The 12,905-nt window shown below is 71.1% G+C and carries 13 protein-coding genes; 5 read left to right on the plus strand and 8 right to left on the minus strand.

Annotation, left to right across the window (positions count from 1 at the left end; all coding sequences use genetic code 11):
- Window positions 1-3: 3 nt before the first annotated feature.
- From IL992_RS21845 to IL992_RS21855, 3 genes are read right to left on the minus strand one after another with little or no spacing between them, the layout of a single operon-like run.
- Entirely contained in the window at window positions 4-546 is a 543-nt protein-coding gene (locus tag IL992_RS21845; RefSeq protein ID WP_193205214.1) for a TlpA disulfide reductase family protein, read from the minus strand.
- Window positions 547-571: 25 nt separating this feature from the next.
- Window positions 572-1,099, minus strand: coding sequence for a MauE/DoxX family redox-associated membrane protein (locus tag IL992_RS21850; RefSeq protein WP_193205215.1), 528 nt, complete (start codon window positions 1,097-1,099; stop codon window positions 572-574).
- A gap of 25 nt (window positions 1,100-1,124) precedes the next feature.
- A complete protein-coding gene (locus tag IL992_RS21855; RefSeq protein ID WP_193205216.1) occupies window positions 1,125-1,334 on the minus strand; it encodes a hypothetical protein in 210 nt (69 codons plus the stop codon).
- Between the two features lie 174 nt (window positions 1,335-1,508).
- Here IL992_RS21855 and IL992_RS21860 point away from each other — a divergent pair, with 174 nt between their 5' ends.
- Entirely contained in the window at window positions 1,509-1,961 is a 453-nt protein-coding gene (locus IL992_RS21860) for a S26 family signal peptidase (RefSeq protein WP_193205217.1), read from the plus strand.
- Here IL992_RS21860 and IL992_RS21865 read toward each other — a convergent pair.
- Both IL992_RS21865 and IL992_RS21870 read right to left on the minus strand, forming a co-directional pair.
- A complete protein-coding gene (locus tag IL992_RS21865; protein WP_193205218.1) occupies window positions 1,910-5,026 on the minus strand; it encodes an AfsR/SARP family transcriptional regulator in 3,117 nt (1,038 codons plus the stop codon). The two genes, IL992_RS21860 and IL992_RS21865, sit on opposite strands and share 52 nt — an antisense overlap.
- Window positions 5,027-5,223: 197 nt before the next feature.
- A complete protein-coding gene (locus tag IL992_RS21870) occupies window positions 5,224-6,378 on the minus strand; it encodes a steroid 3-ketoacyl-CoA thiolase (RefSeq protein WP_193205219.1) in 1,155 nt (384 codons plus the stop codon).
- A gap of 263 nt (window positions 6,379-6,641) precedes the next feature.
- Between IL992_RS21870 and IL992_RS21875 the strand changes: the two genes are divergently transcribed.
- Both IL992_RS21875 and IL992_RS21880 read left to right on the plus strand, forming a co-directional pair.
- A complete protein-coding gene (locus tag IL992_RS21875; protein ID WP_226873513.1) occupies window positions 6,642-7,484 on the plus strand; it encodes a D-alanyl-D-alanine carboxypeptidase family protein in 843 nt (280 codons plus the stop codon).
- A gap of 158 nt (window positions 7,485-7,642) precedes the next feature.
- The gene (locus tag IL992_RS21880) at window positions 7,643-9,208 is read left to right on the plus strand and encodes a M28 family metallopeptidase (RefSeq protein ID WP_193205221.1); all 1,566 of its coding nucleotides are present in this window, start codon (window positions 7,643-7,645) and stop codon (window positions 9,206-9,208) included.
- 66 nt (window positions 9,209-9,274) lie between these two features.
- On the opposite strand, the gene IL992_RS21885 is transcribed toward IL992_RS21880, so the two are convergent.
- On the minus strand, window positions 9,275-9,547 hold the full coding sequence (locus IL992_RS21885) for a lytic polysaccharide monooxygenase (protein ID WP_193205222.1): 273 nt from the start codon (window positions 9,545-9,547) through the stop codon (window positions 9,275-9,277).
- 60 nt (window positions 9,548-9,607) lie between these two features.
- Here IL992_RS21885 and IL992_RS21890 point away from each other — a divergent pair, with 60 nt between their 5' ends.
- Window positions 9,608-9,901, plus strand: a complete 294-nt coding sequence (locus IL992_RS21890; protein ID WP_193205223.1) for a hypothetical protein — start codon at window positions 9,608-9,610, stop codon at window positions 9,899-9,901.
- A gap of 97 nt (window positions 9,902-9,998) precedes the next feature.
- On the opposite strand, the gene IL992_RS21895 is transcribed toward IL992_RS21890, so the two are convergent.
- Together IL992_RS21895 and IL992_RS21900 are read right to left on the minus strand one after the other, a co-directional pair.
- Window positions 9,999-10,937, minus strand: coding sequence for an alpha/beta fold hydrolase (locus IL992_RS21895; protein ID WP_193205224.1), 939 nt, complete (start codon window positions 10,935-10,937; stop codon window positions 9,999-10,001).
- Window positions 10,930-12,165: an MFS transporter gene (locus tag IL992_RS21900; protein ID WP_193205225.1), complete on the minus strand. Its 1,236-nt coding sequence runs from the start codon at window positions 12,163-12,165 to the stop codon at window positions 10,930-10,932. Before IL992_RS21900 ends, IL992_RS21895 begins: the two co-directional genes overlap by 8 nt.
- 94 nt (window positions 12,166-12,259) lie before the next feature.
- Here IL992_RS21900 and IL992_RS21905 point away from each other — a divergent pair, with 94 nt between their 5' ends.
- Window positions 12,260-12,850, plus strand: coding sequence for a TetR/AcrR family transcriptional regulator (locus IL992_RS21905; RefSeq protein ID WP_193205226.1), 591 nt, complete (start codon window positions 12,260-12,262; stop codon window positions 12,848-12,850).
- The last annotated feature ends 55 nt before the right edge of the window (window positions 12,851-12,905 follow it).

The following is a 12,905-nucleotide window of genomic DNA, read 5'->3' on the forward strand; positions in this document are numbered from 1 at the left end:
CGGTCAGATGCGGGACGACGCGGCCAGCAGCCGCTCCGGCTCATGGCCGCTGGCGGCCACGGTGGCGTCGGGGCCGACCAGGAAGAACACCGGGAAGCCCGAGATCGCGAACGCGTCCGCCATCGCCCCGCCCTCGTCCTCCACGACCACGCTCACGTCGTCCGTCAGCGCGGCGAGCAGCTTCGCGGGTCCCTCGCTGCCGGCGACGACCACCGCCAGGGTCCGTACGCCGTCGGCGGCGGCGTCGCGGGCGGTCGCGAGGAAGGCGGGCGCCTTGGGAAGGCAATGCCTGCAGTCGGTGCTGAAGAACCCGACGAGGGTACGCTCCCCCGCGAAGCCGTCCGAGTCGACCTTCGTGTCCGCGACCGTGAGCGCGGAGAAGGCGGGAACCTCGGCGCCCACGGCGAGTCCGGGCGCGGGAACTTCCCCGCCGGGGGGCGAGGCCTTGCCGAGCGTTCGCAGTTTCCGGATGATCGCCGTCGTGAGGAGCAGGTTCACCAGGACGAGCCCGCCGAGGAGGATGACGGCGGCGACCAGGACGGCCATGGGCGTTCCCTTCGGTTCGAGAGAGTCAGCGGAGGAGATGGAGCAGGTCGTCGAGGAGCACGACGGCGCCGACGGCGACCGAAGCCCCGACCAGGCAGAGCGCGGCGACGGGCAGTGCGACGGGCGTGTCGCCCGCCGCGGAGGTCATGGCGGCCCCGGCCACCGCGCCGGCCGCGAGCACGGCGTTGCGGGCCACGTGCCGGCGGCTGATCGGCTCGTCCGATCCGCCGAAGCACCGGCACGGTTCGGCCGTTCCCCGTCGCAGCGCTGCGAACAGGACCACGGCGAACCCGAGGAGCAGGCCCGCCGCGAGCAGGAGGCCCGCCCTGCCGTCGCCGTCGAGACCGGGCGCCGCCAGCATGACGACGGTTCCGGCCTCGGCGGTGACGACGACCACGGCGGCGGGCACCCCGAGAGGCGCGGGAAGGCCGCCGAGTCGCCGTACCGCCATGGTGAATTCGCCGAAAGCCTGCCGCGTCCGCAGCTTCGTGAGTGCGGAGACCAGGAAGACCCCCATCAGCACGAGCCGGGCGGTCAGCACGGCATAAACCATGGGACCTGTTACTCCTTGCTCCGCGTCAGCAACTGCCGACGTTGACCCAGCTGTAGCCGTGGCAGCTCGAGTCGCGGTATCGCACGCAGATGCTGCCGTTCGGGTTGGGGTAGCAGTTGTAGTAGCAGCCGAGGCTGTCACGGCCGGCCGAGTAACACGTGTCGGCCTGGGCTTCGGCGCCGGGGAGGAGCTTGTCGAGCAGCCGGTCTCCCAGGCGGTTCAGCTTGCTGATCATGCGTTTTCCCTTCACTGGGTTCGGGCGTTGAGGCCGCCCGCTTTGTGAGGATGCTTGGCGCGACCTTCGCCGCGGTTGCGCCCGGTTGCGCGATATGCCGCAGGCGTCGCGCTACCACGGCGCAACCGGAGCCGTTCAGAATCGCGATCGGCTGACCAGGCCGAAGGGTTGATCATGCGATATTTCGTCATTCTGTTGCTGTCGCTGGCCGTGGCCGCGGGGATGGTCGCGGCCCGGCGACGCTTCGTCGTGGTACGGGTGGCCGGGATGAGCATGGTTCCGACGTACCAGCCGGGAGACCGGGTGCTCGTACGGCGCGGCGGGCGCCCGGCCCTGCGGCGCGGCCAGGTGGTGGTCTTCCGGCGCCTTCCGCCGGACGGCGTGGGCCGGTCGGGACGGCCGGCCGGACTGCGCGGGACGCCGTGGCTGATCAAGCGGGTCGCCGCGATGCCGGGCGACACGGTGCCCGACCAGGTCGCGCCGGGCGTGCGGGCCGCGCCGGGCGACGTGGTCCCGGCCGGCCGGCTGGTGGTCCTCGGCGACGGACCCACCAGCCGGGACTCGCGGCACTGGGGCTACCTGCCGGCGAGCGAGGTGCTGGGCGTGGTCATCCGCAGGTTGTCGTGATGGGCGACTTCGGCGGTGTTGCCGAGCCGTTGGAACAGCCGGCGGGCCGCCGACCAGGACCGCGCGGCCGCCCCCTGGTCGCCGCGGTCGTGCTGGGCCCAGCCGAGGGCCCTCAGCGCGAGCGCCTGCTCGTGGAGGTCGTGCAGTCCGCGCGCCGCGCGCACCGCGTCGCCGAGCGTGCGTACCGCCTGGTCCGCCAGGCCGCCGAGACGGTGGGACTCACCCAGGACGCGGAGCGCGGCGGCCTGTCCGAAAGGGACCCCGAACTCGTCGAACACGGCCAGCGCCTGCTCGATCAGCTTGGCCGGGTTCCGGCGCCCGAACCGCAGGGACAGGTCGCCGAGGGCGAGCAGGAGGTACGCCTCGAGCAGCGGCTCGCTCCGCCGCCGGCATGTCTGCAGTCCCTCCCACAGCTGATGGGAGATGCGCGTCAACGCGGTGTCGTCGCGGCAGGCGGCGGCCACTTCCCGCAGGGCGAGGGTTCTGGCCATGACGCTGCCCCCGCGGATCGCCAGGCGGAGCGAGCGTTCCGCGCAGGCGGCCGCCGCCCTGTGGTCTCCCTGCTCCCGGTGCGTGACGGCGCGGAAGTGCCAGAGACGGCCCTGGGCGAGCTCGTAGCCGATCTCCTCGGCCGCGGCCATGGCCTCGTCCGCCACCGCACGGGCCTGGTCGGGGTCGCCCGCACGTCGCAGCGCGAACGCCCGCAGGCACAACTGGTCGACCGCCCCGTGCCGTTCCCCCGCCGCGCGGAACACCGCGAGGGCCGCCTCGGTCTTCTCCGGGACCGTGCCCTCCACTCCGATCGTGCGCAGGTAGCCGAGGTTGCGTGCCATCACCGCCTCGCCCCAATGGTTGCCGGCCAGCGCGCATGCCCGCAGTGCCATATCGTGCGAGGAGGACCAGTCCCGGTAGTGGCCGCGAAAGGCGTAGTAACCGACCGCCTTGGCGCACAGCTCCCAGGCCACCTCGTCCAGACCGAGCCGGCAGGCTTGCGCCACCCCCGCCAGCAGGGTCAGCCGCTCGCTGTCGAACCAGGCCAGAGGGTTGCGGACCAGGGTCCGGGTGGTGACGGGGTCGGCGTACCAGCGAGGGGCCGTGCCACGGATGTCGGAGGCCACGCGTTCCGGCAGGCCGCGCTCCGCGGACTCGGCCATCGCGAGCAGCGCGCCGAGCACACGGACGATCGCCTTCTCCCGTTCGCCGGCGGTCTCCTCCAGCCCGGCGCGTTCCCGCGCGAAGGGCCGTACGAAATCAGGGAAGCGGTAGCGGAACTGCCCGTTCCCGTCGCTGCCCTCGCAGCTCAGGAGCTGGGCGTCGACGAGCAGATCGGCGTACGTCTCGGCCTCGCGCACCGTCACGTCGAGGGCCGCCGCGAGCACCCAGGCGGCGAAGTCGGGGACGTCGAGCAGGCCGAGCATCCGCAGCGCCCGCCGGGCGGTCTCGTCGAGCCTGTCGTAGTCGGCGGCCGGCCCCGCCCGTACCGACAGGTCGCCGACGACGAGCTCGTCCAAGCGCCGTTGCTCCGCTCGCAGGCGGTCTGCCAGGTGTTCGAGGTGCCAGTGCTCGCGCAGCGCCAGTTTCGCCCCGGCGATTCGTATCGCCAGGGGCAGGTGACCGCAGAGCCGGACGATCTCGGCCGCGACCGTGGGCCGCGCCGCCACCCGATCCGGCCCGGCGATCCGCCCGAGCAGCTCGGACGCGGATGCCGGGTCGAGCGGACCGACGCGCACCGAGCGGGCGCTCAACCCGGCGATCCCGCGCCTGCTCGTCACCAGGACGGCGCAGCCCGCGCCGCCCGGCAGGAGCGGCCTGACCTGCTCCTCGCCCGCGGCGTCGTCCAGCACGACCAGCACGCGGCGATCGGCCAGGACGGTACGGAACAGCTTCCCGCGCTCCTCGGCCCCGTCGGGCATCGCCCGCGTATCCACCCCGAGGGCGATCAGGAACCGCGCCAGCACCTCGGCCGGGTCGATCGGCCGCGGGCAGGTCCCGCGCAGGTCGATGTAGAGCCGGCCGCCGGTGAACGTCTCCCGCAGGCGGTGCGCGACGTGGACCGCGAGCGTCGTCTTGCCGGTGCCCGCCCCGCCGTACAGCGCCACGACCGGCGTCGCGGCGGAGTGTCCGTCTCCGCCGGTCAGCCACAGCCGTATCGACTCCGCCGTGTCCTGGCGGCCGGTGAAGTCCGCGATGTCCGGTGGCAGATGGCACGGCACGGTCATCGCAGGCCCGGCGGTGTTCCCGGCGACGTTCTGGGCTTCGAGGCGCGCGGCGCGCTCGTCCGCGCGGGCCGCCCCCTCCGGCGCGAGGATCTCGTCGACGAACGGGCCGGTCGCCTCATCCCGCAGGATCGCCTCGTGAACCCGCCGCAGCATCCGGCCGGGTTCCACGCCGAGTTCCTCGCCGAGCACGGTTCGCGTCCGCTGGTAGACCTGCAACGCCTCGGCCTGGCGCCCGGCCCGGCTCAGGGCCAGCATCAGGCAGGCGTGCAACCGCTCCCGGTACGGATGCAGCTCGGTCATCTCGATCAGGCCGGGGACCAGCTCCGTGTGGCGGCCGAGGGCCAGGTCGACGACGGCCAGCTCCTCACAGGTCAGCAGCCGCTCCTCCTCAAGCCGCCGGGCCTCGTCGGCCACCGGCGCCACGTCCCCGATGTCGGCGTAGGCGGGCCCCCGCCACAGGCCGAGCGCACGCTCGAACAGCATGCGCGCCTTCGCTGGATCCGCGTTCCTCCTGGCGGCCCGTCCCGCCGCCGTGAGCTCCTGGAAGCGCAGCGCGTCCAGCTCCGCCGGCAATACGGCGGCGGCATAGCCGCCGGTGCCGTGCACGACGCGGTCGCGCTCGCCCATCGCCTGCCTCAGCCGCAGCACGTATATCTGAAGGGTCTTGTGCGCGCTGCGCGGCGGCGTGTTCCCCCACAGGGCCTCGATCAGCGCCGGCACCGCCACCGGCCTGCCCGGCGTACACAGCAGGGCCGCCAGCAGGCGTCGCAGCATCGCCGCGCCCAGCGGAACGGGCACCCCGTCGCGGCTCACTCGCAGCGGCCCGAGAACGTCGAACTCGAACACCGTCACCCCTCGCGAGGCCGGTCGCCGTGGCGAGGCTTCGCTCGGCCGAGGTGCCCGCCGGCTCCTCCCCGGCCATGCCCTGCCCCGGCAGCCCCCGGCGCATGGTCACCTTCTCTTCTCGTTGCGGGCTCGCCCGAGCATCGAAGACGCCGGTATATCCGAGGTATAGGCCCTGGTGGGGCAGGGTCATCGCGTCCTCACACGCGCTGGATGATCGCGCCGGTGGCCAGCGCGCCGCCGGCGCAGATGGCGACCATCGCCGTCTCCAGGTCACGCCGCTCCAGTTCGGCGATCGCGGCGGCGATCAGGCGGATGCCGGTCGCCCCGACGGGGTGACCGATCGCGATCGCGCCGCCGTTGACGTTGAGCCGGTCCGGATCGACGCCGTGGACCTGCGCGAACGACATGGGGACCGAGGCGAACGCCTCGTTGACCTCGAACAGGTCGATGTCGGCGATCTTCATGCCGGTGCGGGCGAGCAGCTTCTCCGCCGCCCTGACCGGGCCGTCGAGCAGGAACTCGGGCTCCGCGCCGACCAGGCATTGGGCCAGGATGCGGGCGCGCGGGCGAATCCCGAGCTCACGGGCCCGCTCCTCGTCCATCAGCACGGCCGCGCTCGCGCCGTCGGAGATCTGCGAGGCGGTGCCCGCCGTGTGCAGGCCGCCCTCCAGGATCGGCTTGAGACCGGCCAGCGCCTCCATGCTGGTCTCGCGCAGCCCCTGGTCCCTCGTGACGGTCGCGGGCCCGTCGTCGCCGGGCAGGTCGACGGGCACCGTCACCGGGATGATGTGCCCGTCGAACCTGCCCTCCGCCCACGCCCGCCCGGCCCGCTCCTGGGAACGGAGCCCGAACGCGTCGATTCCCTCGCGCGTGAAGCCCCGGCGGCGGGCGATCCGGTCGGCGGCAACGTACTGGGCGGGCATGTCGCGGTCCCAGGAGTCGGGCCGGGGCCTGCCGACGCCCTCGCCGACGTTGGCCATCAGCGGCACCCGGGACATCATCTCGATGCCGCAGGCCAAGCCGACGTCGATCACCCCCGCCGCGATCTGCGCGGCGATCAGGTGCACCGCCTGCTGGGCCGACCCGCACTGGCTGTCGATGGTGGTGACCCCGGTCTCCTCCGGGAGGCCGGCGTGCAGCCAGGCCGTACGCGTGACGCTGCCGGACTGCTCCCCCGCCTGGGTGACGCAGCCTCCGATGACCTGCTCGACCAGGTGCGGGTCGAGGCCGAGGCGCTCCAGCGCCCCGCGCTGCGCCACGCCGAGCAACTCGGCCGCGTGCAGCCCGGAAAGCCATCCGCCCCGGCGCCCGAACGGCGTCCGCGCGGCATCGACGATGACCGGAGTTCCCATGCGCTCTCCCGTTCTCGTACAGGGGTGTCGGCGTCATGGTGGCCCCCGCCCCGCGCTCGGCGGAGCGCGGTCCCAGTCAGCGGAACCGGCGGCGGAGCCGGAAAGAGGCCGCGTGCCGGTTACCAGACGAGCCACTCCAAACCTCTTTAGTCACATAAGTCCGGGCGCTTTGCTGAGATTTTGCGTATTTTCGCCAAAAAAGCCCGAATAGTCATGGCACGCTGATTCGCATGTTCGCTCGGAAGCTTTCTCTTGGTGTCTCCATGGCCGCCTTTGCCCTGGTCACGGGGGTGGCGTCGCCAAGTCTCGCCCCTCCCGCCCTGGCCGCTTCCGGCCTGACACAGGACCTTTCCGCGCACGCGTACGCGGCGCCGCACGTGCATGGGCGGGCCGTCTATCTGCTGGACGCCACGACGGGGCAGGAACTGCTGGACAAGCACGCCGGTGAGCGCATGCCCGTCGCCAGCCTGACCAAGATGATGACCGCGTACATCGTCCTGCGGGAGGCGAACCTCGACGACGAGGTCAGGATCAAGCGCGAGGACGTCGAGTACGCCTGGGACAACGACGGCTCGACCGCCGACCTCGAACCCGGCGACACCCTGCCGGTCCGCGAACTGCTGTACGCCCTGCTGCTCCCCTCGGGCGCGGACGCGGCGCACGCCCTGGCCCGCGTGTACGGCCCCGGCGTGCCCGGGTTCGTCGACAAGATGAACGCCACCGCACGTGAACTCGGATTGAACGACACCCTGTACGTGAACGCCGACGGGCTCCCGACGTCCCGCGGCGACGGCTACTCCACCGCACGCGACCAGGCCAGGCTCGCGGAGATCGCGCTGCGGAACCCGGTCTTCAAGGAGATCACCTCGACCAGCGAGCACTCGACCGAGGACGGCCGCTACGACTGGTACAACACCAACCACATGCTCGGCCTGCCGGGCGCGATCGGCGTGAAGACCGGCTCCACCAACGCCGCCGGGTTCTGCCTGGCGTTCGCGGCCGACCGGGACGGCCGCCGGCTGATCGGGATCATCCTCGGCGAGGACGTCGCCAGCCGCCGCTGGGACACCGCCGAGACGCTGCTCGACTGGGCGACCGACCGCTGAGGCGTACGGCGGGGGCGGCCCGCGCAATACCCCGGCAGGCCAGAAAACAGGGCCTTCCCGGATCGGTCAAACCCGGTTAGGTTCCCGATCAGTGTTCATCGGGGGGCTGACTGACCACTGGACCGTTCGGACCGTCATTGGACCCGAAGGAGAGCCCAATGCGCGCCTCGCTCGGCATGCGGGCCGCCGTCGCCACCGCGGCGTCCGCCCTCGTGCTTCCCCTCCTGCCGGCCGCACCGGCCAACGCCGACCCCGACCCCGCCGCCATCGCGCAGACGGTGGTCGCGTCGGCGGTGAAGAAGCACCTGCGCAAGCTGCAGGACATCGCGAACGCCAGCGGCGGCACCCGCGCCGCCGGCACCCCCGGTTTCGCGGCCTCCCGCGACTACGTCGCCGGGGTGCTGAAGAAGGCCGGCTACACGGTGACCCTGCAGGAGTTCGACTTCCCGTTCTTCAAGGAGAACTCCACCGCGGTCCTGCAGCGGACCGCGCCCTCCCCCAAGACGTACGCGGCCACCCCGCCGGACGGCAGCAGCGTCGGTGACTTCGCCACGATGACCTACTCCGGGTCGGGAGACGTCACGGCGGCCGTCCGGAACGTCGACCTCGTGCTTCCCCCCGGCCCCACGCCCAGCACGTCGACCTCCGGCTGCGAGGCCGCCGACTTCGCCGGCTTCCCGGCGGGCGCCGTCGCGCTGGTGCAGCGCGGCACCTGCACCTTCCAGGTGAAGGCCGAGAACGCGCAGGCCGCGGGCGCGTCCGCGGTGATCATCATGAACGAGGGCCAGCCCGGGCGCACCGACACCCTGCAGGGCACGCTGGGCGAGCCCACCGTGCACATCCCCGCCGTGGGCGTGAGCTTCGCGGTCGGCCAGGAACTGTCCGCCGCCGGGACGTCCGTACGGGTGAAGACGGACACCACCAGCGAGATCCGTAAGACCCACAACGTCATCGCCGACTCGCGGTGGGGCGACCCGAACAAGGTGGTGCAGCTCGGGGCGCACCTGGACAGCGTGCTGGCGGGGCCCGGCATCAACGACAACGGCTCCGGCAGCGCCGCGATCCTGGAGGTCGCCACCGCGTTCGGCAAGATCCCGACCAGGAACAAGCTGCGCTTCTCCTTCTGGAGTGCGGAAGAGCTCGGCCTGCTCGGCTCCGAGCACTACGTCGCGAGCCTGTCCCCCGCCGACCTGGCGAAGATCAAGCTGTATCTGAACTTCGACATGGTCGCCTCGCCCAACTACGCCTTGAAGATCTACGACGGTGACGACTCCGACGCCACCGGCGCCGGTCCCGGCCCGGCGGGCTCCGACGAGATCGAGAAGCTCTTCGAGAAGTACTTCGACACGCTCCGTCAGGGCCACAACGGCACCGACTTCGACGGGCGGTCGGACTACGGGCCGTTCATCGACGCCGGGATCCCGGCCGGCGGGACGTTCACCGGCGCCGAGGGCGTCAAGACGCCCGAGGAGCAGGCGATGTTCGGCGGCACCGCCGGCCAGGCGTACGACTCCTGCTACCACCAGGCCTGCGACACCATCGCCAACATCAACGACAAGGCGCTCGCGCTGAACACCGGCGCGATCGCCACCGCCGCGGCCGTCTACGCCTTCAGCCGCGACCTGCCCGGTCCGGACAACCGCACCACCGCGGCCGCCGCGCGCACCACTGCGGCTGCCGCCGCGGCCCACGTGGGCGAGGCGCACGGCACGTCCACTCAGTGAATCCCATGCGGTAGCCGTACGCGCGGGCCCCGCCGGACGTCGTCCGGCGGGGCCCGCCTCCGTGGTTCAGCCCGTGAAGTTCACGTCGCTGCAGAAGAAGAACGTCTGGTCCATGTGCGAGGCCTGCCAGATCGTGTAGACCACGGCCCGGCCGCTGCGGCCCGACGTGCTGAGGTCGACCGAGTAGTACTGGCCGAGGGCGTACTTGCCGGTCTTGGTGAGCGACTGCAGGTCGTTCCAGCCGACCGCCTGCCGAGGAGCGGAGTACGACCTGCCGCAGCCGGATGGGGACTGGCACGCCGATCTGCTCGCCGTCGCCCGCCAGGCCCGGCAGATCATGCGCCGCACCCTTGGCTTCCGGCCCTGGTCGTCACGCGCCCGGCTCTCGGCCCGCACGCGGTGGACCTACTGGAGCGCTTCCTGGAAATCCTCGCCGACCATCCGGCGCCCGTCTCGCGCAAGCTGGAGGCGTTCGGCCTCCTCAACGCGATGACCGCGATGTTCGTCCAGAACGAACTGGCCGCTACCGCCTCCTCTGCGGCACGCCGGACGGCCTGCCTGCGCCACGTGGCGGCCGTCGGCACCCGCCCCCGCGTCGCGGCCGCCCTCACGGCCGCTCCACCGCCGGATGCGGTCGGCGCTGATCCGTTCGACGCCGCGATCGGCCGTGTTCTGAACGGCCTCCTGGGCTGAAACGCGGCGCCGAGTGAACAGCACCGGGAGGATCGGGCGGCCGCTCGTGACTTCGCGCGGACCGGGGCGGGGCGCAGTCGGGCAGGTTTGACCGGTGTCAGTCGCCGTCGAGGATGAAATCGGCTATAGCGGCAGCGACGGCTTCGGGCTGCTCATCGGGGATGAAGTGTCCAGCGTCGGGCACGACGACTCCGGTGGCGTCGTCGGCCCATGGGCTGATGGAGGCCGCCATGTCCGGGATGGAGCCATGGCTGCTGGAGATTCCCAGGATGGGCACGGTCAGGTGCTGCCGCTTGAGCGCCTCGTGGTTCTTGCGCGCCGACTCGGCGGCGTCTCGGTAGTAGGCGAGGGAAGCACGGAGGCCACCGTCGGCGGCGACGGCCGCTGCGTAGTGGTCGAGCTCGGCGTCGTCGAACGTGTCGGGAGAGAGGGCCTTCATTTTCAGGAACCAGCCGACGTAGTCCCGTTCGCGGCCGGCAAGCAGCGTCTCGGGCAGGTCGGGCACAAGGTGGAACGCGAAATGCCATGTCTTCCACGCCCGATCCGGATCGGTGGGAATCGCTTCGGGGAGGGTGATGCCGGGAATTCCGGCGTCGAGCAAAGCGACCCCGCGCAGTTGGCTCTCGAATTTGAGTGCGAGGGAGAAAGCGACCCAGGCGCCGATGTCGTGGGCGACCAGCCAGTAAGTCGGCACTCCGAGAGCCTTCACGGCGGCGTGGACGTGCGCGGCGACCGTGTGCGTGTCGTAGCTGCGCTCCGGACGCTCGGAGTGGCCCTGACCCGGCAGGTCGATCGCGATGACGTGGAACCGGCCGGCGAGGCTGGGCATGACCTTTCGCCATGCCCACCAGGTTTGCGGGAATCCGGCGAGCAGGACAACGGCCGGGCCGGTCGGCTGGCCGCCCTCGACGGCATGAAGGCGGACGCCGTCGGCGTCGACCCAGCGGTGAGTGAATCCCGCCAGGTCGTGCAGGGGCAGGTCGCGGACAGGGTTACTTTCGCAGACGTGCCAAGCGCTGGTCGCAGGGTCAGTCACGGGGATCCTCCGTCGGTGTCAGGTGTGCTGGTTCGATGCTTCGCCCGAGGGTTAGGCCCACGAGCGCAGTGCAGATGACGAGAGCGGCCAGCGTGGTGCTCGACATCCGGGTCCCGACGGCCTGATCGATGAGGCCCAGTAGCAGGACGGGGACGACGAGCCCGGAATAGACGAACAGGAAATACGTCGCGCTGAGCTCAGCCCGGTTGCCGGTATCGGACAGTGCGTCTGTGACGCCGAGGCCGTGGCGGAGCAGAGTCCCGACAGCTGCCCCGGCGAAGACGGTGCCGACGATGAAGACAGGCGCGGAGTGGATCCAGAGCGCCGCCTCGATGACGATCATTCCGATGGCCAGCAGGGCCGTCCCGGTGCTACGTCGCAGGATGGCCGGTGGTGCGACGACCTGAGCCAGCAGTGCGCTGATGAACAGGGCTCCGACGCCCACGCCGATGACGGCCAGGTTCGATATGCCCAGGTCGTCACGTAGGAACGCTGGGGCCAGAGACGAGAAGAAGCCGTTCACGCCGGAGGACGCGGCGGCGAGCACACCGCTGGCGAGAAATGAGCGAGCCCGGCTCGCGCCGGGGGGAAGTGCCGGTCGGCGAATGCGCGGCTGCCAGCGCGTCCTTCGATGTGAAGTCTCGGGAACTGTCGGCCAGGCAATGCTCGCCACGGCACAGACGACCAGGTAGCACCAGAACACGGTGCGGGTTGGCGCTTGGACGAACTGCGCGAGCAGGCCCGCGGCGATGGTGCCCAGACTCAGGCCGCCGACGTTGGCGGCAGTGGCCAGCACAGCTGCGGTCTTTCGGCCGGGCACGATTTCCGCGATCGACGACGTCGCTGCTGCGGTGATGAGGCCGGTCGCTGCGCCGCTGACGACCCGTGAGATGAGCAGGATGGTGAGGCTGTTGGCGAGGGCGAATCCGAGGGTGCTGAGCGCTGTGAGCGCGAGCGCCAGCGCGAGGACAGGACGGCGACCGATCGCGTCGGACAGTGAACCGGCCACGAGCAACGTGCCGACGACTCCGATGACGTAGGTGATGAAGACGAGGGTGGTGGTGACGGGCCCGAAGCCGAACTTCGACGCCCACAGGACGGAGAGCGGGATGGTCAGCGTCCCGCCGGCCATGACGACGGTGTAGATGAGGACGACGGCGGCGGCTGGGACCGCGTGGTGTGCTTGTCGCGCTGTCGCGACGTGTGGGGGGCGCCCGGCCATGACCATGCTTGGACGCTAGCACATCTTGAACTGATCGGTCCAAGATAGGATGGTGCGCAGCGCAGCCCGAGACAACGACACACCGGCAAGGAAGTGCCACGTGGCAGGCAAGAAGCAATTCGACATGGACACGGCACTTGACGCCGCGATGATCCAGTTCTGGCGCGCCGGCTACGCCGACACGTCGATGGACGATCTGTCCCGGGCAACCGGCCTGAACCGCAGCTCCATCTACTCCTCGCTCGGCGACAAGGACACGCTCTTCCTCCGCTGCTTGGATCGCTATGCCGCGCGCTACGGCGAAAAGTACGACGCCGCCCTGTCGTGTGCAGCCTCGGAGCCCCTTACAGCCGTTCGTGCCTTCTTCGACGTCACCCTCGAACGCATCGCCGACCCCGAACTGCCGGATGGATGCCTGGTTGCCCAATCGGCCATGGCAATCCCGGTGCTGAGCCCGAGCGTCGCGGCACACGCGAAGGAGGCGCTGGGTTTCCAGCGCTTGCGTCTACGCGCCGCACTGAAGGCCGGCCGATTGACCGACCATGACGCCGAGGCCTTCGCTGAACACGTGGCGGCCGTGAACCAGTCTCTCGCCGTCATGAGCAGAGCTGGGGCGAGCAAGGCGCAACTCCTGGCCATTGTGGGCGTAACCGTCGACGCGCTCTCACAGGCGTTGCGCACGCGCAACTAGCACCCTAGGGCAACATCAGCCGAACCAACCACCCGCGAAGTACGGGACCAGCTGC

It is taken from the genome of Microbispora sitophila (genome assembly GCF_014892245.1).
Classification (GTDB): Bacteria; Actinomycetota; Actinomycetes; order Streptosporangiales; family Streptosporangiaceae; genus Microbispora; species Microbispora siamensis.